Source organism: Yoonia sp. (assembly GCF_042093035.1).
Lineage (GTDB): Bacteria > Pseudomonadota > Alphaproteobacteria > Rhodobacterales > Rhodobacteraceae > Yoonia.
The window spans coordinates 1-22139 of sequence record NZ_JBELFI010000031.1; the positions used below are offsets into that span (position 1 = coordinate 1).

Consider the following 22139-nt stretch of genomic DNA (forward strand, 5'->3'; position numbering starts at 1 on the left):
GCTCAGAAGCAGAACCGATGACTGATCCAGCTTGGCCGCCAGATCATCAAGGTCAATCACCAGATCCTCGGTCACGCCCACAAAAATGGGCACACCCCCCACGGCAGCAATCGCACCGGGCACGGGCGCCAGCGTGAAAGCATTGGTCAGAACCTTGTCACCATGCTGCACGCCACTTGCGCGCAAAGCCGTCGTCATCGCATAGCCGCCTGATGCCACCGCAAGGCAATATTTCGCCCCAGTCGCCGCGGCAAATTCTTCTTCCAATAACGCCGCCTCCGCGATTTCGTCGCCGCTGGTGTTGTAGCGGTGCAAACGGCCTGATTGCATCACAGCATTGGCCGCCGCGATCCCTTCCGTGGGGATCGGCTCTTGCTGGGTGAAGCTTCCAGTGAATTTCTCTCTCATAGGCGCAGTCTCTACCCCGTTTGGCGCGCAGTCAAAGGGCCACATTGGCGCAAGGGATAGGGCCAATTCATCCGATCAGCCGCGCAACGACGGCATCAAGTTCGTCATAGTTGTCAATTGTGGCCTCAGGATCAAGGGCAAGCACATCATCGCGCCCCGGCCCGAATGTTACCAAAACCGAAGGAACGCCCGCATTGCGAGAGGTATCACGGTCTGTCGCGGTATCTCCGACGAGCAATGATTTCGCCGGATCTCCGCCCGCGCGACTGACGGCCTCAAAATGGTGGGCCGGATCAGGTTTGCGCACCGGCAAAGTATCCGCACCGATTAGCGACGCAAAGGCATCACGCACGCCAAGGCTGGTCATCAGCGTCTCCGCCAGGCCTTCCGGCTTGTTTGTGGCAATGCCGACGGCGTAATCTGCACTCAGCAATCGCGCAACCGCGTCCATTGCACCGGGATACAGCACTGTGAGGGTGTCGATGTCTTGCGCATAAGCCTCTAACAGGATCGGGTACTGGGCATCGACTTCAATCTCTCCAAACCCATCGACGCGCGAAAACCCAAGCCGCAGCATGGCACGCCCGCCGCGCAGCGCCGTGGCCGCATCATTGGCCGGGTCCAGCAAATCACCCAATCCGAGCCCCCGAAAACAGCTATTCGCCGCAGCGATAAGATCACCGCTGGTATCCGCCAATGTGCCGTCGAGATCGAAGATCACCGTGCGTTTTGTCATGCCATGCCCTTTGGATTGGTCCCTAATCTGTAACGCCCTGAAAACTGATGTGAAGCCCCTGCCCTTGTGATAATGAAAAAGGGCAGTAGAAGTCGCAATAACAACAAGCATTGAGGCCAAGAATGGCAACCGCATTAATCATACTCGGCGCAGGCATGGGCACACGGATGAATTCCGACCTGCCCAAAGTACTGCATCAGATCGCAGGTGCACCGATGTTGGTCCACGCGATGAAATCTGGTGCGGCGCTTGAGCCTGCGCGCACAGTGATCGTCGCGGGACACGGCGCCGACCTGGTTGAGAAAGCCGCCCGCGCATTTGATCCTGATGTGACGATGGCGCTGCAATCCGAACAGCTTGGCACCGCTCACGCGGTGGCGCAAGCCAAAGATGCGCTTGTCGATTTTGAAGGTGACGCGTTGGTGCTTTACGGTGATACGCCCTTCATCCGCCCCGAAACATTGGCCGCAATGACCGCTGCACGCCTGACCCACGATATTGTTGTTCTGGGATTTGAGGCCGCTGATCCGGGGCGCTACGGGCGATTGATCCTGAAAGACGACCAGCTTGACCGAATCGTGGAATTCAAGGACTCATCAGATGAGGAACGATCTTTAAGCCTCTGTAATAGCGGTGTTATAGCGGCGGAAAGCAGCACACTCTTTTCACTGATTGATGCCGTGGACAACGACAATACAGCCGGGGAATACTACCTGACGGACATCATCGGCATCGCCCGCGCGCGCGGGCTGACCGCAACCGTGGTGCGCTGTGACGAGACCGAGACGCTGGGGATCAATTCGCGTGCAGAACTTGCAAGCGCAGAAGCGCTGTTCCAAGCCAAGGCCCGCCAAGCGTCACAGGAAGATGGCGTCAACCTCACCGCCCCTGAGACCGTTTTCTTCGCCCATGACACCGTTATTGGCCGCGATACCGTCGTTGAACCAAACGTCGTCTTCGGTCCAAACGTCACAATCGAAAGCGGCACGATCATTCGGGCATTTTCGCATCTCGAAGGTTGCCATGTCTCCAAAGGCGCGGTGGTGGGGCCTTATGCAAGGCTGCGCCCCGGCGCAGAGCTGGCAGAGAACGTGAAAGTTGGCAATTTCGTTGAAATCAAGAACGCCCAAGTTGCTGCCGGGGCAAAGGTAAACCACCTTTCCTACATCGGTGATGCGACCATTGGCGCGCGCAGCAACATCGGCGCAGGTACAATCACTTGCAACTACGACGGTGTGTTCAAACACCACACGACCATCGGCGAGGACGCGTTCATCGGTTCAAACACCATGCTGGTGGCTCCCGTCACGGTAGGGAATGCCGCAATGACAGGCAGCGGGTCCGTCGTGACGCGCAACGTGCCTGCCGGTGATTTGGCCGTGGCGCGCGCAAAACAGGAAAACAAAACAGGCTTTGCGGTGCGCCTGTTCGAAAAACTCCGCGCACGCAAACAAAAAGGGTCTTAAACCATGTGTGGCATTGTCGGTGTATTGGGCGATCATGAGGCCGCCCCGCTTTTGGTGGAGGCACTCAAACGATTGGAATACCGCGGCTATGACAGCGCAGGTATTGCGACCATTCATGACAAAAAGCTCGACCGGCGGCGCGCGATTGGCAAGTTGGTGAACCTGTCAGATGCGCTCGTGCATGACCCATTGGCGGGCAAAGCTGGCATTGGCCACACCCGCTGGGCCACGCATGGCGCTCCGAACGCGGGCAATGCGCATCCCCATCTCGCGGGCGCTGTTGCCGTTGTCCACAATGGCATTATCGAAAATTTCCGCGAATTGCGCGCCTTTCTGGCCGACAAAGGCATAGGCTACGAAACCGATACGGACACAGAGACCGTGGCGCTGCTCGCCAACTATCACATCGACCAAGGGTTCAGCCCGCGCGACGCCGCTGAACAGACGATCAGCCAACTGGAAGGTGCCTACGCAATGTGCTTCCTGTTCGATGGCGAGGATGATTTGCTGATCGCGGTACGCAAGGGCTCTCCTTTGGCAATTGGTCACGGCATGGGAGAGATGTTTGTCGGCTCGGATGCGATCGCGCTCGCGCCAATGACCGATCAAATCACCTATCTGGAGGAAGGTGATTGGGCGATCATCACCCGCAACAGCGTGGAAATCCGTGATCCGAGCGGCGCACTTGCCAATCGCGCGCTGAAAACCATTCAAGTGGACACCGCGCGCGTCGACAAAGCCGGATTCAAACACTTCATGGCCAAGGAAATCGCCGAACAACCAGTCGTGCTGCAAGGGGCTCTGGCCCACTACATCAATGCGGATGAGAGCGCTGTCACGATGCCAGAGCCGCAGTTGGATTTCACCAAAGTGCAGCGCATGACCATGGTGGCATGTGGCACGGCTTACTACGCCTGTCTGGTCGCGAAATATTGGTTTGAGCAGATCGCGGGCATTCCGGTCGAAGTCGATGTGGCCTCTGAATTCCGCTACCGCGAACCACCTGTGACGGAAGGGACTGTCGCGCTTTTTGTCAGTCAGTCGGGTGAAACCGCAGATACATTGGCCGCTCTGCGCTATATGGACGGCAAGGCCGACAAAATCGTGTCAGTCGTCAATGTGCCCGAAAGTTCAATCGCGCGTGAAAGTGATCTGGCGCTGCCAATTTTGGCGGGAGTGGAAGTGGGTGTGGCCTCCACCAAGGCGTTCACATGCCAGTTGGCGACGCTGGCTTTGCTGGCGCTGCAAGCCGCAGAAGCGCGCGGGAAACTGTCCAGCGCTGAGGTCGCCGAAAAGCTGGCAGCGTTGCGCAGCCTGCCGGGGCTTTTCAATCAGGCTTTGGCGATTGAAGCGAAATCAAAGAAGGTGTCGCGCAAACTGGCAGAGGCGCGTGACATCCTGTTCCTGGGCCGCGGCGCGATGTATCCGCTCGCCCTTGAAGGTGCGTTGAAACTGAAAGAAATCAGCTATATACACGCCGAAGCTTATGCTTCTGGGGAATTGAAGCACGGCCCCATCGCATTGGTGGACAAACATGTGCCCGTCATCGTCATGGCCCCGCGCGACAGCCTTTTCGAAAAGACCGTCTCGAACATGCAGGAGGTCATGGCGCGCGGTGGAAAAGTCCTGCTCATAACGGATCAGAAGGGCGCGGACGAGGCCAGCATGGGTGTTTGGGATACGATCATCATGCCAGAAGTTGACCCATTCCTCGCACCGATGCTTTATGCAGTGCCTGCACAATTGCTGGCCTATCACACGGCAGTTGCAAAGGGCACGGACGTGGACCAACCGCGCAACCTTGCCAAATCAGTGACTGTCGAATAATGACGCACAATGCCGCCATTGCCGAACTGCGCGCGGCGGGGGATCCCGCCAAAGCCTCCCAGATGCATAGATATCACAAGGTTGACCGCCAATACCTTGGCATTGCCAATCCGGTGATCGACGCGCGGGTTCAAGCGTGGCGCGCGGAGGTTGATCTTGAAGGGCGCCTCGCGTTGGCCAAGGGGCTTTGGAAGGGCAACACGCATGAAGGGCGGATCGCGGCGGCGAAACTGTTGACGCAGGCGCGGATCAAACCCGATGACCAGGGCGCATGGGAGCTTATCCAGTCTTGGGTGCCTGATTTTGACGCTTGGGCGATTGCCGATCATGCCAGCATCGCAGGCCAGAAGCGGCTGGTTGCCGATCCAGCGCGGCTCGACACGGTCGAGGATTGGACAACCTCGGATCACATGTGGACCAAGCGTGCGAGCTTGGTAATGACACTTCCCTGGACCAAGCAGAACAATCCAAAGCCCGCCGAATTGGCCACGCGCGACCGTGTCTTGGGATGGGCTGCAACCTATGTCACCGATCACGATTGGTTCATCCAGAAAGCAATTGCGTGGTGGCTGCGTGAGCTATCCAAACATGATCCGGCGCGGGTGCGTGATTTTCTTGAAGAACATGGCGGAGCAATGAAATCCTTCGCGGTCAGGGAAGCCGGGCGCAAACTGGCTGACTGGTCTGTCGCCAAAAGTCCAATCGGCGAAAAAACCTTCGGAAACTTCCCGTGATTACAGGCGTGTGACAACCTCAGCCTCTTGCGGGGCATCCCGCTCGATCCCGAAAACGCCGTCCAACTTGCGGTCGAACATCGTCGATGAGCAGCCCGTTAAGGCAATAAAGGACAGCAGGATCATCAGTCTCATTCGCCAACCTTACGTCGCAGATACGTGACCCGCAACAGCCCCCAAGCCACTTGCGCTACCGGTCGCCGAGACATAACTTGCCCCCATGACTGAGCCATTGATTGACCCTTTCGCACGCGCCATTGAGTACCTGAGGGTGTCGGTCACAGACCGCTGCGATTTCCGCTGCGTCTATTGCATGTCAGAAAACATGACCTTCCTGCCGAAAAAGGAACTCCTGACGCTGGAGGAACTCGACCGCATGTGTTCGGCTTTCATCCGCCTTGGTGTGCGCAAACTGCGCATCACCGGCGGAGAACCATTGGTGCGCCGCGAAATTATGACCTTCTTTCGCAGCATGTCGCGGCATTTGGACAGCGGTGCCTTGCATGAGCTGACGCTGACCACCAACGGCAGCCAGCTTGAAAAATTTGCCGATGATCTCTTTGCGGCAGGTGTGCGGCGGATCAATGTCTCACTTGATACGCTCAACGACGATAAATTCGCCCAGATCACGCGTTGGGGCCGCCTGCCCCAGGTCTTGCGCGGGATCGATGCCGCCCAACGTGCCGGGCTACGTGTGAAGATTAACACGGTCGCTCTGCAAGGCTTCAACGAAGATGAGTTGGAGACGCTCACCGATTGGTGTGCCGCGCGCGATATGGACCTGACCTTTATCGAGGTCATGCCGATGGGCGATCTGGGCAACGAAGACCGACTGGGTCAGTACTGGTCGCTCAAAGACCTGCGTGCGCGCATTGCTGCGCGCTCACCCCTGACGGACCTGCCAGAACGCACTGGCGGCCCCGCCCGCTACGTGCGTGTGGAAAACACGGGTCAAAAGATAGGCTTTATTACCCCACTCAGCCATAATTTCTGCGAAAGCTGCAACCGTGTGCGGATCACCTGCACGGGTGAGATTTACACCTGCCTTGGGCAAGAAGGGCATTCCGACCTGCGGGGGCCATTGCGGGCATCTGAAGCGGATCATGATCTGGAGGATGCGATCCGCGCTGCGATTGCGTTGAAACCCAAAGGCCATGATTTCGATTACTCACGCCAGCAAGTTGATGGGCAGGTCAGTCGGCATATGTCGCATACCGGTGGGTAAGGCCGTCGTCTCGCAAGACGTCTCATGCAGTCCAGTGCCTAACGAGCAGGCATCCGTTTTTCCACAATCTCGGCCCACCAAGAGCAGCCCGCGGGCATCGTCTCATCTTTGAAAACATACTCTGGGTGATGCACATCCGCCCCTTCGCCGTTACCGACAAAGATATAAGCGCCGGGGCGTTCTTGCAGCATGTATGAGAAATCCTCGCCACCCATGGTCTGGTTCGCGGTGGCGCAGTCTCCCGCCACGGATTTCGCGACTTCGGCGGCAAATGCCGTCTGCTCTTCGCTGTTCACCATAACAGGATAACCGCGCCGGTAGTCGATATCCGCCGTCGCACCGTGCGCCGTAGCGGTCCCCGTCACAATCTCCCGGAGGGACTGCTCAACCAGATCACGCACATCATCTGAGAGGGTTCTGACCGTGCCGCGCAAATGGACGGTTTGGGGGATGACGTTGAACGCCTCAGAGGAGGTCCGGAAGCTGGTGACAGAAACCACGATCTGATCGATCGGGCTCACAATGCGCGCGGCGATCGTTTGCAGCGCGACAACGACATGGCTGGCAGCGACTGTTGTGTCACGCGTCAGATGCGGTTTGGCGGCGTGGCCACCGCGCCCTTCGATGATGATGTCGAATAGATCGGTCGCCGCAAAGAAGGCCCCGGGGCGAATTGCAAACTGACCGACCGGCAGGTCGGGCCAGTTGTGCATCCCGTAGACTTCCTGAATGCCGAAGCGATCCATCATGCCGTCTTCGCACATCTCCCGGCCACCGCCGCCGCCTTCTTCGGCGGGCTGGAAGATGACGACCGCTTTGCCGTCAAAATTGCGCGTTTCAGAAAGGTATTTCGCAGCCCCCAATAGCATCGCCGTGTGCCCGTCATGCCCGCAGGCATGCATCGCACCGTCAACCTTGGATTTATAGGGCAAATCAGTCTGTTCCTGCATTGGCAGCGCATCCATATCCGCGCGCAGTCCGATCACTTTGCCTGATGCGTCGGACTTACCGTTTATCACGCCTACGACGCCTGTGCGCCCGATCCCCGTCACCACCTCATCACAGCCAAATTCACGCAGTTTTTCCGCGACGATCGCAGAGGTCCGATGTGTCTCAAACAGGATTTCGGGGTGTTGGTGAAAGTCATGCCGCCAAGCGGTGATTTCGGGCAGCATGTCGGCAAAACGGTTCTTGATTGGCATTCTGAAACTCCACTGACTGACAACAGATATGTGTCTACGCGGCGAGCATGTCCACCAGATTGCTGATAAATGCTTCACCCTGTCGAAACTGTTCGACCGAGATGTACTCATTTGGTTGGTGCGCTTGGGCGATGTCACCGGGCCCACAAATAACGGCTGAATACCCACGTTCCTGAAACTGTCCGGCCTCTGTGCCGTAGCTGACGACATTGCTGGCGTTTTCGCCGGTGAGCCGCCGCACAAGTGCTTCCGCACGTCCGTGCGCTTCCGGCACCAAGCCCGGAACATGAAAAAGCGGCTCCGCGTTGATCCCCGCTTCCATGCGGACGGCTTTCATCTCTGCCTCAAGTTCGGCGACCTTGGAGAGGAAGCGGGCCCGCCATTCGCCGATGTCCTCACCCGGAACGAAGCGGAAATCAAACGCGAAGTGGCAATCTTTGGCCGTGATATTATGCGCGGTCCCCCCATTTATCATGCCAACATGCAATGTCGTGTAGGGTGGTACAAAGTCGGCGGCCAATTCAGAGACCGGTTTTGTGGCGTTCTCTGCGTTGACGTCATTGGCCCAGTCGATCAACTTCGCGGCCATCATGATCGCGCTGACACCTGTGGGCGCGAGCGATGAATGCACCTCAAAACCACGAAAGTGCATGTCATAGCCGATACCACCTTTATGGCCGGTCACGACCTTCATCATTGACGGCTCACCCACAACCACCGTATCAGCACGCGGCATTCCCATTGCCACCATGTGGTCAATCATCGGCGGTGCCCCTGTGCAGCCCACTTCTTCGTCGTAGCTCAGCGCGATTTGCAGCGGTCGTTTGATCCCGCGCGCAAGCGCAAGCGGCACAGCCGAGAGCGCCAATGCATCAAAACCCTTCATGTCGCAGGTGCCACGGCCGTAAAGCCTGCCTTGACGCTCGGTCACCGTGAAGGGATCGGTGTCCCATGCCTGCCCGTCCACAGGCACCACATCGGTATGACCCGACAGGACAACGCCGCCATCAATTTCGGGCCCGATATGGGCATAAAGAGCGGCCTTGGTGCCGTCGGCATTGGGAACGCGGGTAGACTGGACCCCAAGGTCCGTCAGAAATCCCTCAACAAAATCAATAAGGTCAAGGTTGCTGTCCCGACTAACCGTGGGGAAACCAACCAGCGTATCCATCAGCTCACGGGCGCTGCGTGACATGGTGATCCTTTCATCATCTGCCTTATTTCGTCACTCTCAAAGGCCGCACTGAACGAGAGACGGGCAATGACCACTCTGCCGTTTCTAATCCCTTACGGCAAACATGAAACAGCTTGCGACATGAAAAATTACTGTTACCGTTCTCCGTGGTGCGCAAACAGGTCCGTCAGAGATCTGCGTAAAAACAAAAGACCTGAACCACTGGGAGGTTCGTGAATGCCTGATGGGGCGCTGCCCGTCCTGGATGTCCGGGACCTCAAGACCGTTTTCCAAACTCGTGGTGGTGAAGTTCATGCGGTCAATGACGTGAGCTTCTCTCTCAAGCCCGGTGAGTTGCTGGGTGTCGTTGGGGAAAGCGGTTCCGGCAAATCCGTAACGATGATGTCGCTGTTAGGGCTATTGCCCTCTCCGCCTGCGGATGTTCGCGGCGGCGAGGTCCATTTTGAAGGGCGGGATTTGTTGAAAGTTCCGCTTGACCAGTTGCGCACCGTCCGCGGGGGCAAGATCGGCTTTGTCTTTCAAGACCCGATGACCTCTCTCAACCCTGTCTATCAGGTTGGCTTTCAGATCATGGAACCCTTGCGCAAGCATATGGGCATGAACAAAAGACAGGCCGCCGCGCGCGCGCAGGAACTGCTGGAGCTTGTGGGTATTCCTGATGCCAGGCGTCGTCTTGATGATTATCCGCACCAGTTTTCGGGCGGTATGCGTCAGCGCGTCATGATCGCGATTGCTTTGGCGTGCGATCCACAGGTGCTGATCGCGGATGAACCGACAACCGCGCTCGATGTGACCATTCAGGCGCAAATTCTTGAGTTGATGAAGGAATTGCGTGACAAGCTGGGCATGGCGGTGATCTGGATCACCCACGACCTTGGCGTGATCGCAGGCATCGCAGACCGCGTGATGGTGATGTATGGCGGCCAAGTCGTCGAACATGCCCCTGTGCATGAATTGTTCGGGAACCCCCAACACCCTTATACCCGCGCCCTGCTCAAAACGATCCCATCAATATTGGGGGAGAGAGCTGCGCGTTTGACAATCATCGAAGGCCAACCACCGATTATGGCGGGAGCGCCCACATCGTGTCCGTTCCGGGACCGCTGTGATGTGGCTTTTGATCGTTGCGCCGTTGAAAACCCGCCTCGCTTTGATGTGGGCAACGGCCATGACGCCGCTTGCTTCTTTGATGCCCGCACCGGAGTGCCGCGTGATGCTTGATGAACGCAAGAAGGCACTGGTTTCGGTCAAAGACCTCAAAATGCACTTTCCGATCTTCGCGGGCCTGCTGCGTCGCCGCATGGGCGAAGTAAAGGCCGTCGATGGTGTCAGTTTTGATGTGATGGAGGGGGAAACCCTCGGGCTGGTTGGTGAAAGTGGTTGCGGGAAATCCACCTGTGGGCGTGCGGTGCTGCGTCTCTATGATATCACCTCAGGTTCAATCGAAATCGACAATCGTGAAATCGGGAACATCCCGCAGACTGATTTGCGCCAAATGCGTCCGACAATGCAAATGGTGTTCCAAGACCCGCAGGCGAGCTTGAACCCGCGCATGACCGTCGAAGACATCATCAAAGAGCCGTTCGACGAGCATACCACTCTCAATGATGCGGAGAAACGCGCGCGCGTTGCCGAACTGATGGATCAGGTCGGCCTGAACCGCAAGTTTGCGAAACGCTACCCGCATGCGTTTTCGGGCGGTCAGCGGCAGCGGATCGGGATTGCCCGTGCGCTTGCATTGAACCCAAAGTTTATCGTCTGTGACGAACCGATTGCCGCCTTGGATGTCTCCATTCAGGCGCAGGTCGTGAACCTGCTGGAAGACCTGCAATAGAAATACGGTCTGACCTATCTCTTTATCAGCCACGATTTGTCTATGGTCCGCCACATCGCCACCCGCGTGGCCGTGATGTATCTGGGCAAGATCGTCGAACTTGCCCCGCGTGAAGGACTTTATGCAGAACCGCTGCATCCCTATACCAAAGCCCTGCTTTCCGCCGTGCCAGAACCGGACCCAAGCCTGGCCCGCAAGACGGAACGGATCATCCTGCAAGGGGACGTGCCATCGCCGTCGAACCCGCCGCAGGGCTGTAATTTCTGCACTCGCTGCCCGTCCGTGATGGACATCTGCAAGCGTGTGGAACCTGAATATCGTGAGGTACACCAAGGACGGTATACCGCCTGTCACCTCTATAACGATAAAAACGACATTGCCGGACAAACGGCAGGTCATGACGACAACAAGAGCACCAACAAGGAGAAGACAAAATGACACTCAAAACAGCCCTGATTGGCGCTGTTGCGATAGCGGCACTTGCCCCGATGGCATATGCTGGCGCACACGAAGGCGAGCGCGGTCGCGATGGCGAAGTCAAAATCATTTATTGGCAAGCCCCGTCAATTATGAACCCCTTCCTGTCCGGCGGCACCAAAGACGTGGAGGCCGCGTCTCTCGTGGTTGAACCGCTGGCGCGCTACAACAGCTCCGGCGCGCTGACGCCTTGGTTGGTGGATGAAGTCCCGACTGTCGCCAATGGCGGCGTGTCCGAGGATCTTACATCCATCACCTGGAATATCTCGCCCGGCCTCTTGTGGTCAGACGGTTCTGCCTTCACTTCGCGCGATGTGCAGTTCACTTATGAATATTGCACGGACCCTGAATCGGGGTGTGCGCAGTTGACCAAGTTTGAAGGCGTCGCATCGGTCGAAACCCCCGATGATCTGACCGTCATCGTGAACTTCGAAGGCCCGACCCCATTCCCCTATGGCCCATTTGTTGGCGGCGAAAGCCCGATCTTGCAAGCCCGCCAATTCGCGGACTGTATGGGTGCGCGCGCGCCTGAATGTACGGACGAAAACTTCAGCCCTGTCGGTACTGGCCCCTTTGTGGTCACTGAATTCCGTACCAATGACGTCATCCAGTTGGTTGCCAACGAAAACTACCGTGATGCCAGCAAACCCGCCTTTGCGTCCGTGACCTTCAAGGGTGGCGGTGATGCAACCGCTGCCGGTCGTGCCGTGATGGAAACAGGCGAATTCGACTACGGTTGGAACCTGCAACTTGCGCCTGATGTCATTGCATCAATGCAAGAAGGTGGCATGGGCATACCTGTTGCGGGCTTCGGGCCATTGGTCGAACGTATCATGCTGAACCAAACGAACCCTGATCCGGCCCTTGGTCCAGACGAGCGTTCGGTCATCCGCCCACATCCGTTCCTTGGCGATCCCGCCGTCTATAAAGCGATGTCAATGGCCATCGACCGGCCGCTGCTGGTTGAGGTTGGCTACGGTCAGGCCGGCAAAGTGACCTGCAACTGGGTCCCGGCACCTGCTGCTGTGAACTCTGACACATTCACATGTGATGTGCAGGATATTGCGGGCGCAAGCGCGATGCTGGATGCCGCCGGTTACATGGACACCGACGGTGACGGGGTGCGTGAAACGCCAGACGGCGTGCCGATGGCAATCCTTTACCAGACGTCCACAAACGCTGTCCGTCAGGACTTCCAAGCCCTGATTAAAGAGTGGTGGTCCGAGATTGGTATTGACGCAGAATTGCGCAACATTGATGCATCCGTGTTCTTTGGTGGTGACCCAGGTTCGCCTGACACATTCCAGAAGTTCTATGCAGACGTTGAAATGTACGCGAATACTTTCAACGGCACTGATCCGCAGGCATATCTCGCCAATGGCCTTTGCGACAAAGCGCCAAGCCCTGCATCCCAGTGGCAGGGTGAAAACATCAGCCGTTTCTGTGATCCAGCTTACGACCAGTTGCACGCCCAGCTGACTGCCACAGCAGACGTCGATGAGCGCGCGTCTATCGCGCGGCAGTTGAACGACATCATTGTCGACAAAGGCGGCATGATCCCACTGGTTCACCGTGGTCGTCTGTCGGCACATGCCAACAGCCTTGGCGGGATTGACCTGAACGTTTGGGACAGTGAGCTTTGGAACATCGCTGACTGGTACCGCACTGGCGACAACCGCTAATTCGGTCACACAAATATGCAAGGCGGGGGGGTCCCTCCGCCTTGTATCCCGTCCCGCCCTTCCAGAACCATAAACCAAGGCGTCCATTCATGCTCAACTACACAATCCGTAGATTGGTCCTGTCGATCCCGACGCTTCTGTTTATCGCTTTGGTGATTTTTCTGCTGCTGGAGCTCGCCCCCGGCGACCCCATGGGCCAGATGCCCCTGACAATCCCCGATGACGTCAAACAGCGGATGCGCGAGGCGCTGGGCCTCGGAGAGCCTTGGTATACCCGCTTCTACCTCTGGCTCTATCAGTTCTTCATTGTCGAGCCGCAATACTGGATCGACGCAGCCTTTGGCACCAACTTCGCCGATGGCGCACAACGCATCATCAGTTTCCAGTCCCGTAGCCCTGTCTTTGATACCATCGCAGAGCGTATGCCACAGACCCTTTGGGTTGTCGGGATGTCCTACGTGGTTGGCGTCGCCATTGCCCTGCCAATCGGCATCATCAGTGCCTACAAACAGTATTCGGTCTTCGACCAAGCCGGGACGTTTATCTCGATGATTGGCTTTTCGGTGCCGCCGTTCTTTTCAGGCGTGCTGGTGATCGTGATTTTCTCCGTCCAATTGGGCTGGCTGCCATCGATCTATGACACCACGCACAGGGTAGTGGACTGGGCCTCTTTCAAGTTCCAGATCCAGCAGATGATTATGCCTGTGATGGTTCTGGCCCTGCAAACCACAGCACAGGTCAGCCGGTATATGCGGGCTTCCATGTTGGATAATCTTGGCATGGACTATGTGCGCACCGCCCGCGCAAAGGGGATGTCCGAAAGCGTTGTGGTGATGCGCCATGTGCTGCGCAACTCGATGATCCCTGTTGTGACTGTGATCGCGCTGGGTATTCCTTCGATCTTTGGCGGCGCGATCATCACCGAGCAGGTGTTCAAGGTGAACGGCCTTGGTCAGCTGCTGATTATCGCGCTGCAAGGCTCTGACATTCCGATGGTGATGACCATCACCTTCCTGCTGGCGGTGCTGATCGTGATGATGAACCTGATTGCCGATATCCTTTACGGCGTACTTGACCCAAGGATCCGCTATGACTGACCGACCCATCGCAGCCCAAGCCCCGGTCGCCGACGTCAAAGCCCGCAATCAATGGTGGGACGTCTGGGATCAATTCCGCTCACACAAGGGGGCGATGGCAGGATTGATCTTTCTGACCTTCATCACGCTGTTCTGCACCATCGGTCCACTATTGTGGGACGTTGACCCCGGCAAGCTGGACATCCGCAACAAGGACGTGCGCCCGATCTATGTGGCGATCTGGGATGGTGACGCAAAGACCAGCTGGGCGCGGCCGATGGGCACCGATCACCTTGGGCGCGATATCATGTCCAACATCATGCAAGGCGGGCGGATCTCGCTCGCGGTGGGGTGGACAGCAATGGTCTTGGCGATCATTATCGGCACCTTTGTTGGCGTTCTGGCGGGGTATTTCAGGCGGCTGGACTGGGCACTTATGCGCTTCACCGATCTGGTATTATCGCTGCCATTGCTGCCGCTTCTCTTGGTGATGATGTTGTTATTCCGCGACCCGCTGCGCGCTGCATTCGGGCCTGAGAACGGGATATTCCTGCTGATCGTCATTGGGATCGGGATCACCTCCTGGATGCAAACCGCGCGGATCGTGCGCGGTGACGTGATGGCGCTGAAAGAACGGGAATTCGTGCTTGCCGCGCGTTCCATCGGGACGCCGCCACGGCGGATGATTACACGCCACATATTGCCCAATGTGCTGTCGCCGATCATGGTCTCGGCAACCCTCGGCCTTGCGACCGCGATCATTACCGAGAGCGCGTTGTCCTTCCTCGGTCTTGGTTTCCCGTCTGATTTCCCCACATGGGGCAAGATCCTGTTTGATAGCGTGGACCGGATGACAGCCTTCCCTGAGCGGGTCCTGTGGCCCGGCTTGGCGATTTCGCTGACAGTGCTGGCAGTGAATTACATCGGTGACGGTCTGCGCGATGCGCTGGATCCGCGGATACGCGGTCTGTGATAGCGGCAAACGGATGAAATCCGGACTACCCTTTCGCTGCGGTCCGCTTCAACAGTCGAGACGCGGGACAATACCGACATTCGCTGCAATTGGCCCCGCCAAACTGACCCCAGCAGTTTGCAACGCTTGAGGAAAGCCGAGGCACAGATTGATATAAGTCAGTAGCGATTGTCCAAAGGAATGTAACCATATGGATGTGTAGTTTGAGACGCTGTCTGTTTTTCATGGTGAATGAGAGGCCGCGCTGCATAGTAAGGAGCAAAATTATGGTGATGTATTCTTCCAAGGCGATTGTATTGGCGACCGCGCTTGCCGCTGTTCCAGGCCTAGCCGCCGCACAGGATTGGGACGGGTTCTATGGTGGTTTGACCCTCGGTTATGCTGCGGGCGATGCCGATCATTCCTTCAGCAATGGTGCACCCGACGGCAATTCCGAACCTGATGGCGCACTTTTTGGCGGTTTTGTCGGGTATGGGTATCAGAACGGGAACACTGTGTGGGGTGGCGAGATTGATGCCGAAGCCTCTGAGTTTTCGGGTTCGTTCGAAGACACGTCCGGTTTCACCTCTGCCGGTGAAATCGATGGCGAATGGCAGGGTTCAATCCGTGCGATCTTTGGCTACGCAAGCCAGCTTGGCGGTCGACCCGCCCTATTCTACGGCACCGCGGGATATGCCCTTGGTCAGTTTGATTTCTACGGCGGCCCCACAGGCGGCCCGCTGGAAGATGGCTACGATGAACAAATGGAAGGCTCAACGGTTGGCGTGGGAATGGATTGGCGGTTTGCGCCACAATCAGCCCTGCGCGCTGAGTACCGCTATACCGATTTTGGTAAGGCAAAAGGTGATTTGGAACCGGGATTTGGCGGGGTTGAAATGCCTGTAGAGGTCACCCAGAGCGCCATACGCATTGGTGTCCGCTTCGACTTTTAACGAAGCCGCAAAAGGCTAGGGTGTATTTGCATATGCACCCTAGCGCCGGTTTCGCCATTGCGCGATGCCTGACCTAAGGCGCAGCTTCCACGGTCTTGAAGCAGATTGATCGTAGCGCACATGGGCGGCATCGTTGATGCACTTAAATAATCCTGACCGACATCTTTCTGGTTGCAATGAACACCGAAAGCGTCCGTATGAGGCTCATAGCCGCCATCCGAGACAAAGCTTGAATATTGCTACACAACAACAAAAGCCCCGCTACATGCAGCGGGGCTTTCGAATTAAAGTAGATTAAGAACGACCCTAAGGTCAGTCGATCTTCGGCAACAATTCATCCAAGGACTTCTTCGCGTCACCGTAGAACATCCGTGTGTTGTCCTTGAAGAACAGCGGGTTCTCGATGCCGGAATACCCGGTACCCTGACCACGCTTGGACACAAACACCTGCTTGGCTTTCCAGCACTCAAGCACTGGCATACCTGCGATGGGGCTGTTCGGATCGTCCTGTGCGGCAGGGTTCACGATGTCGTTTGAGCCAATGACGATCGCAACATCCGTCTGCGGGAAGTCATCGTTGATCTCGTCCATTTCCATTACAATATCATATGGCACCTTCGCTTCCGCGAGCAGCACGTTCATGTGGCCCGGCAAACGCCCTGCAACAGGGTGGATCGCAAAGCGCACGTTCTTGCCCTGTGCGCGCAGCTTGCGCACCAGCTCTGACACGGATTGTTGGGCTTGCGCGACCGCCATGCCGTAACCGGGGATGATGATAACGCTGTCAGCCTCATTCAGCGCCGAGGCCACACCATCGGCGTCGATGGCGATCTGTTCACCTTCAACCGCCATCTGCTCACCCGCAGGGCCGCCAAAGCCGCCCAGGATCACACTCACGAAAGAGCGGTTCATCGCTTTGCACATGATATAAGACAGGATCGCACCAGAGGAGCCGACAAGCGCGCCCACAACAATCAACAGATCGTTGCCAAGCGAGAAACCGATCGCTGCAGCGGCCCAGCCAGAATAGCTGTTCAGCATGGACACAACGACAGGCATATCTGCACCACCAATGCCCATAATCAGGTGATAGCCGATAAACAGACCCGCCAGCGTCAGCAGAACCAACGCCCAGGAACCGCTCCCGCCCATATACATCAACAACAAAATGACAGAGGCCGCCGCAGCACCTGCGTTCAAGAAATGCCCACCGGGCAGCTTGTTGGCCGCGGTATCGACCTTGAACGGCAGCTTGCTGGACGCACCAGATAGCTTTGCATAGGCAATCACGGAGCCCGTAAACGTCACTGCACCGATCCAGATGCCCAGCACCAGCTCAACCCGCAGAATGCCGATCTCAACGCTGGATTTCTTGGCAATCAATTGACCAAAAGCGCTGAGGCCCTCGTAGACCTCCTTAGGCAGGCCGATTGCGGTGATGCCGTCGGCCCCGACAGCGCCGAGAACCTGACCGTTGGTCTGATAAAGGGCCGCCATGTCATTAATCATCAGATCCGCGTTAAAGCCAACAAAGACCGCAGCCAGACCCACGAGCGAGTGCATGATCGCCACAAGCTCTGGCATTTGCGTCATCTCGACCTTGGTGGCCAGTTGATAGCCAACCATGCCGCCCAGACCGATCAGAATAACCGACAGGATGCCAAGACCGGCGCCCGGCCCGACCAAAGTCGCGAAGACGGCCAATGCCATACCTGCGATGCCATACCAGACCGCACGCTTCGCGCTTTCCTGCCCCGAAAGGCCGCCCAGCGACAGGATGAAGAGAATTGCGGCAACAACATAGGCCGCGATCGTGAATGCATTTTCCATTGCCCTGCCCCTTTAGGATTTCTGGAACATGGCGAGCATACGCCGTGTCACGAGGAAGCCACCGAAGATGTTAATGGCCGCCATGAAGATACCGAGTGCCGCCAAGACCGTAATCAGCGCACTTGACGATCCGATCTGAATCAACGCCCCCAAAATGATGATCGACGAAATTGCGTTCGTGACCGCCATCAATGGCGTATGCAGCGCGTGCGCGACGTTCCAGATGACCTGGAAACCGATAAAGACCGACAGAACAAACACAATGAAGTGCTGCATGAAGCTGGCAGGCATCCCTGGTATCAAACCGATGCCAAGGATCAAAGCCGCACCAGCCGCCAAAAGGCCGACTTGCGTCTTTGTCTCTTGCTTGAAAGCCGCGACTTCCTTTGCGCGCTTTTCTTCAGGTGTCAGCTCCTTTGGCGCGGCCTTCTTGGGGGCTGCCGCAATCGCGGCCACTTTCGGAGGCGGCGGCGGGAACGTGATCTCACCTTTGTGGGTTGCCGTTGCGCCACGAATGACGTCGTCTTCCATGTTGTGGTTCGGCACACCGTCTTTGTCAGGCGTCAGATCGGTCATCATGTGACGAATATTCGTCGCATAAAGCGTCGAGGACTGTGCGGCCATCCGGCTTGGGAAATCAGTGTAGCCCACGATTGTCACGCCGTTGTCGGTGACGACCTTTTCATCTTTCACGGTCAGTTTGCAGTTGCCGCCACGCTCTGCTGCGAGGTCGATAATCACGGATCCGGGCTTCATGCTTTCGACCATCTCTTTGGTCCAAAGCTCTGGTGCGTCGCGGCCCGGAATCAGGGCTGTGGTGATGACAATGTCCATCTCTGGCGCGATTTCACTGAATTTTGCCAGCTGTGCGGCGGCAAATTCAGGTGAAGACACAGCGGCATAGCCACCGGTGGCCGAACCGTCCTGCTGCTCTTCTTCGAAATCAAGGAAAACAAATTCGGCACCCATGGATTCGACCTGCTCGGCCACTTCGGGGCGCACGTCAAAGGCGTAGGTGATCGCGCCGAGCGATGTTGCCGTCCCGATCGCGGCAAGACCGGCCACACCGGCACCCACTACCAGAACCTTCGCTGGCGGCACCTTGCCCGCAGCCGTCACCTGACCGGTGAAGAAGCGGCCAAAATTGCTACCCGCCTCGATCACAGCGCGATAGCCCGCGATATTTGCCATTGAGGACAGCGCGTCCATTTTTTGGGCGCGGCTGATGCGTGGCACCATATCCATTGCAATCACAGTGGCGCCTTTATCGTTGGCGGCCGCAATCAAGTCTGCGTTCTGCGCAGGATAGAAGAACGAGATCAGCGTTTGACCTGTCCGCAGACGCTTGGTTTCAACATCCTCAGGTGGGCGTACCTTGGCGATGATATCGGCCGCCTTGAACAGGGCTGCGGCGGTTTTGACAACCGCGACGCCCGCGTCTTTGTAGGATTTATCGGTAAAACCAGCGGCTGCACCAGCACCGGTTTCAATCACACAGTCATAGCCCAGTTTGGCCAGATCCTTTGCGGAGGCGGGGGTCATTGCGACCCTGTTTTCGCCTTCAAATATCTCTTTTGGTGTACCGATTTTCACGGATCATCCCCCATATATATTCTCGCAGTGAAGATGCATTATAGCGCGAAACATTATTTCACAAGCGAATGCCTGCAATGTCGGCGCATGTCATGCGCTAACAGTTACACCCATCGGCGTGTCTTTTGGCAGTAACGCGCAAAATCTGCCCGAAACTTGCGTCTGAGTGCGTTTTCCTCTGGTACAATGAACCGCGCCGTGATCGTGGCCATAAAGAGCGGAACCAGCAGCAAGGCGATGGGAACTCCCCACCACAGCGCAAACCCGGCCAGCACCAAAGCATCACCCAGATAGATCGGGTTGCGGCTCCGCCGGAAAATACCGGTTGTGACCAGATGATCGGCCTCCATATGCGGCACGATCGTGGTGCGTTGTTTGCGCATCTCAACCGCGGCGAGCACGATAAGGACGATACCTCCGCCGACCAGAAGGCCACCGATCAGATCGGTCACAGGGTGCGATAGTGCCCAAGACATTGGCTGCACCTGTGCGATCAGCCAGGTGATGACCAAGGCAAGCACCAGCCAGGCGGGTGGGATGTCGATCCATTTCATATGACAGGTGTAACGCCTGCGCTTTGGCCTTGTCCATATCCGTCTGCCCGCTAGCATGTGGCCACCCGCTAGCATGTGGTCAAATGAGAGGGCAGCAATGCAACATACAGGCAAACACGCGCTGGTGACAGGCGGCGGGACCGGAATTGGCGCGGCCATCGCAGTGGCACTGGCCGCCGCAGGTGCGCAGGTCACGATCACCGGGCGACGTGTGGACAAACTTGAAACGGTCGCACGTGCCCATGCGCGCATTCACCCGCTTGAGATGGATGTAGCCCACGAAAAGTCACTGCGTGACGGCATTGCGCAGGCTGCAACAGCGCGCGGACCTATCCAGATATGTATCGCCAATGCAGGTATTGCCGATGGCGGACCCTTTGAAGAAACGACGCTTGCCCAGTGGCGCAAGATGATGGCAATCAACCTTGATGGTGTCTTTTTGACGTTTCAGGCCGCGATGGCCACGTTGCAGCAAGACACCCCCGCCCGCATGATCGTCGTGAGTTCCATCGCAGGCGTGCGCGGGCTCAGGAATGCGGTCCCCTATACGGTGACCAAACACGGTGTGATTGGCCTCATCCGAGGCCTGTCAGAAGAATTCATACGCCGTCCCATCACCTTCAACGCGCTTTGTCCGGGCTATGTGGAAACCGACATTGTCCGCAACCAGCTACCGGGCTTGATGAAACGCTTTGACGTGGATGAAGCTGGCGCGCGGACGTTGATGGCGAAAGGCAACCGGCACAAGACCTTGCTGGCGGTGGACGAGACCACCGCCGCCGCTATGTGGCTTTGCTCAGAGGGCGCGCGTAGTGTGAATGCCCAGACAATCCAAATAGCAGGAGGGCAGGTCTGATGACGGATTTCGCCGCGACCAAAGCGATGTTCCATCTCCCCGAAGGGATGATCTATCTTGACGGCAATTCACTTGGTCCCCTGCCAAAGGCGACCGAAGCGCGGATCGCAAAGACCGTCACAGATGAATGGGGTGAGATGCTCATCACAGGGTGGAACCGGGCGGGCTGGATGGCGCGACCGACCGACGACGGCGACCGGATCGGGCGTTTGATCGGGGCCGAACCCAGCCATGTGGTACTTGGCGATACGCTCTCTATCAAGGTCTACCAGGCGCTTGCCGCCGCGATTGATCTGGTGCCGGAGCGCAAGGTGATTTTGACCGACAGCGGCAATTTCCCCTCTGACATCTATATGGCCGAAGGGCTTACCAAGTCTTTGGGGCGGGGGCATGAATTGCGGGTGGTCGCCCCTGAGGACGTGGCCGATCACATCGACGATGATCTGGCCGTGATGATGTTGACGCAAGGCGATTACCGCACAGGGCGGCTTCACGATATGGCAGCGCTGACCCAAAAGGCCCATGCCGCAGGGGGTATCGCCATTTGGGATCTGGCACATACAGCGGGCGCGATGCCAGTTGATCTGATCGGCTGCAACGTCGATTTCGCGGTCGGGTGTACCTATAAATACCTCAATGCCGGGCCCGGTTCGCCAGCCTTTATCTACGTCGCACCGCGCCATATCGACCACTGCCAACCTGCCCTGTCCGGCTGGCTGGGCCATGAAAAACCATTTGCATTCGATCTGGAATACCGCCCCGGCACCGGGATTGAGCGGATGCGCGTGGGCACCCCATCCGTTTTGCAGATGGCGGCACTCGATAGTGCGCTCACGATCTGGGATCAGGTGGATATGCAGGCGTTGCGGGCGGCATCAATTGCGTTGACAGAGCAATTTATCGCGGACGTCGAGGCGCGCTGCCCGATGCTGACACTCGCCAGTCCGCGCGATCCGCAGCAGCGCGGCAGCCAGGTCTCATTTGCTTTTGAACATGGTTATGCCGCGATGCAGGCACTGATTGCGCGCAAAGTCGTGGGCGATTTCCGCGCGCCTGACATTATGCGGTTCGGCTTTGCGCCGCTCTTTATCGACAAGGCCGATGTGACAAAGGCCGTTGATGTCATGGCCGATGTGATGACGAACCGGCTTTGGGACAATCCGGTCTACAAGCAGGTGGCCCGCGTGACCTGATTATAAAAAGCCGCTGTCATCCTGCTGTTCAGGCACGGTGCCGCCGCCATGTATTTCAACATTCAGCGCGGCTCCGAGCAAAATCAGGTAGGCGCTGACATAGAGCCACAACAACAAACCGATCACCGCCCCGATAGAGCCATAAACCTCATTGTAGCTGGCAAAGTTTGTCAGATAGAACGAGAGACCCACAGAGGCCGCGATCCATAAGATCACGACAACCACAGCGCCCACGGTGATCCAGCGCCCGCGACTGCCAATCCGCGCAGGCCCAAATCGGTAAAGCAGGCTAAGGCCAATGATCAAAACGCTGAGCGCAATCAGCCAGCGTATCGCTTCAAAAAGC

The 22139-nt window shown here is 57.3% G+C and carries 20 protein-coding genes and 1 pseudogene; 12 read left to right on the plus strand and 9 right to left on the minus strand.

The genetic code is table 11. The features are described from left to right. Both ACFDSS_RS06305 and ACFDSS_RS06310 read right to left on the minus strand, forming a co-directional pair. A partial coding sequence (locus tag ACFDSS_RS06305; RefSeq protein WP_375254918.1) for a DegT/DnrJ/EryC1/StrS family aminotransferase occupies nt 1-408 on the minus strand: 408 nt, incomplete at its 3' end. A 67-nt stretch (nt 409-475) separates the two neighbouring features. Beyond that, nucleotides 476-1144 (minus strand): HAD hydrolase-like protein, encoded by a 669-nt coding sequence (locus tag ACFDSS_RS06310; RefSeq protein WP_375254919.1) that lies wholly within the window; start codon nt 1142-1144, stop codon nt 476-478. Between the two features lie 122 nt (nt 1145-1266). Between ACFDSS_RS06310 and glmU the strand changes: the two genes are divergently transcribed. From glmU to ACFDSS_RS06325, 3 genes are read left to right on the plus strand one after another with little or no spacing between them, the layout of a single operon-like run. Next, nucleotides 1267-2610 (plus strand): bifunctional UDP-N-acetylglucosamine diphosphorylase/glucosamine-1-phosphate N-acetyltransferase GlmU, encoded by a 1344-nt coding sequence (glmU, locus tag ACFDSS_RS06315; RefSeq protein WP_375254920.1) that lies wholly within the window; start codon nt 1267-1269, stop codon nt 2608-2610. Between the two features lie 3 nt (nt 2611-2613). Beyond that, the gene (glmS, locus tag ACFDSS_RS06320) at nt 2614-4437 is read left to right on the plus strand and encodes a glutamine--fructose-6-phosphate transaminase (isomerizing) (protein WP_375254921.1); all 1824 of its coding nucleotides are present in this window, start codon (nt 2614-2616) and stop codon (nt 4435-4437) included. Next, nucleotides 4437-5171: a DNA alkylation repair protein gene (locus ACFDSS_RS06325; protein ID WP_375254922.1), complete on the plus strand. Its 735-nt coding sequence runs from the start codon at nt 4437-4439 to the stop codon at nt 5169-5171. The genes glmS and ACFDSS_RS06325 overlap by 1 nt, the downstream gene beginning before the upstream one ends. On the opposite strand, the gene ACFDSS_RS06330 is transcribed toward ACFDSS_RS06325, so the two are convergent. Next, a complete protein-coding gene (locus ACFDSS_RS06330) occupies nt 5172-5306 on the minus strand; it encodes a hypothetical protein (protein ID WP_375254923.1) in 135 nt (44 codons plus the stop codon). 85 nt (nt 5307-5391) lie between these two features. On the opposite strand from ACFDSS_RS06330, the gene moaA reads away from it, so the two are divergent. After that, on the plus strand, nt 5392-6396 hold the full coding sequence (gene moaA / locus ACFDSS_RS06335; protein ID WP_375254924.1) for a GTP 3',8-cyclase MoaA: 1005 nt from the start codon (nt 5392-5394) through the stop codon (nt 6394-6396). 38 nt (nt 6397-6434) lie between these two features. Here moaA and ACFDSS_RS06340 read toward each other — a convergent pair whose 3' ends face one another. Next, nucleotides 6435-7598: a M20 aminoacylase family protein gene (locus tag ACFDSS_RS06340; protein ID WP_375254925.1), complete on the minus strand. Its 1164-nt coding sequence runs from the start codon at nt 7596-7598 to the stop codon at nt 6435-6437. Nucleotides 7599-7632: 34 nt separating this feature from the next. Beyond that, a complete protein-coding gene (gene argE, locus ACFDSS_RS06345) occupies nt 7633-8793 on the minus strand; it encodes an acetylornithine deacetylase (protein ID WP_375254926.1) in 1161 nt (386 codons plus the stop codon). A 216-nt stretch (nt 8794-9009) separates the two neighbouring features. On the opposite strand from argE, the gene ACFDSS_RS06350 reads away from it, so the two are divergent. The 6 genes and pseudogenes from ACFDSS_RS06350 to ACFDSS_RS06375 all read left to right on the plus strand — a co-directional run bounded on the left by ACFDSS_RS06350 (nt 9010) and on the right by ACFDSS_RS06375 (nt 15767). Further along, the gene (locus ACFDSS_RS06350; RefSeq protein ID WP_375254927.1) at nt 9010-10014 is read left to right on the plus strand and encodes an ABC transporter ATP-binding protein; all 1005 of its coding nucleotides are present in this window, start codon (nt 9010-9012) and stop codon (nt 10012-10014) included. After that, a pseudogene (locus ACFDSS_RS06355) lies at nt 10007-11065 on the plus strand (ABC transporter ATP-binding protein). The gene ACFDSS_RS06350 and the pseudogene ACFDSS_RS06355 overlap by 8 nt, the downstream one beginning before the upstream one ends. Beyond that, nucleotides 11062-12786 carry a peptide ABC transporter substrate-binding protein gene (locus tag ACFDSS_RS06360; protein ID WP_375254928.1) on the plus strand — a complete coding sequence of 575 codons (1725 nt, stop codon included), beginning with the start codon at nt 11062-11064 and terminating at the stop codon, nt 12784-12786. Before ACFDSS_RS06355 ends, ACFDSS_RS06360 begins: the two are co-directional and overlap by 4 nt. 89 nt (nt 12787-12875) lie before the next feature. Next, nucleotides 12876-13883 (plus strand): ABC transporter permease, encoded by a 1008-nt coding sequence (locus tag ACFDSS_RS06365; RefSeq protein ID WP_375254929.1) that lies wholly within the window; start codon nt 12876-12878, stop codon nt 13881-13883. Beyond that, nucleotides 13876-14835, plus strand: coding sequence for an ABC transporter permease (locus ACFDSS_RS06370; RefSeq protein ID WP_375254930.1), 960 nt, complete (start codon nt 13876-13878; stop codon nt 14833-14835). The genes ACFDSS_RS06365 and ACFDSS_RS06370 overlap by 8 nt, the downstream gene beginning before the upstream one ends. 266 nt (nt 14836-15101) lie before the next feature. Then, entirely contained in the window at nt 15102-15767 is a 666-nt protein-coding gene (locus tag ACFDSS_RS06375; protein WP_375254931.1) for an outer membrane protein, read from the plus strand. Between the two features lie 312 nt (nt 15768-16079). Here ACFDSS_RS06375 and ACFDSS_RS06380 read toward each other — a convergent pair whose 3' ends face one another. From ACFDSS_RS06380 to ACFDSS_RS06390, 3 genes are all read right to left on the minus strand, one after another. Further along, on the minus strand, nt 16080-17597 hold the full coding sequence (locus ACFDSS_RS06380) for an NAD(P)(+) transhydrogenase (Re/Si-specific) subunit beta (protein ID WP_375254932.1): 1518 nt from the start codon (nt 17595-17597) through the stop codon (nt 16080-16082). Between the two features lie 12 nt (nt 17598-17609). Further along, the gene (locus ACFDSS_RS06385) at nt 17610-19190 is read right to left on the minus strand and encodes a Re/Si-specific NAD(P)(+) transhydrogenase subunit alpha (RefSeq protein ID WP_375254933.1); all 1581 of its coding nucleotides are present in this window, start codon (nt 19188-19190) and stop codon (nt 17610-17612) included. 104 nt (nt 19191-19294) lie between these two features. Beyond that, a complete protein-coding gene (locus ACFDSS_RS06390; protein ID WP_375254934.1) occupies nt 19295-19801 on the minus strand; it encodes a methyltransferase family protein in 507 nt (168 codons plus the stop codon). Between the two features lie 40 nt (nt 19802-19841). On the opposite strand from ACFDSS_RS06390, the gene ACFDSS_RS06395 reads away from it, so the two are divergent. Both ACFDSS_RS06395 and kynU read left to right on the plus strand, forming a co-directional pair. Next, nucleotides 19842-20600 carry an SDR family NAD(P)-dependent oxidoreductase gene (locus ACFDSS_RS06395; protein ID WP_375254935.1) on the plus strand — a complete coding sequence of 253 codons (759 nt, stop codon included), beginning with the start codon at nt 19842-19844 and terminating at the stop codon, nt 20598-20600. Continuing rightward, nucleotides 20600-21793, plus strand: coding sequence for a kynureninase (kynU, locus tag ACFDSS_RS06400; RefSeq protein WP_375254936.1), 1194 nt, complete (start codon nt 20600-20602; stop codon nt 21791-21793). The genes ACFDSS_RS06395 and kynU overlap by 1 nt, the downstream gene beginning before the upstream one ends. Here the strand turns inward: kynU and ACFDSS_RS06405 are convergent. Next, a partial coding sequence (locus tag ACFDSS_RS06405; protein WP_375254937.1) for a YihY/virulence factor BrkB family protein occupies nt 21794-22139 on the minus strand: 346 nt, incomplete at its 5' end.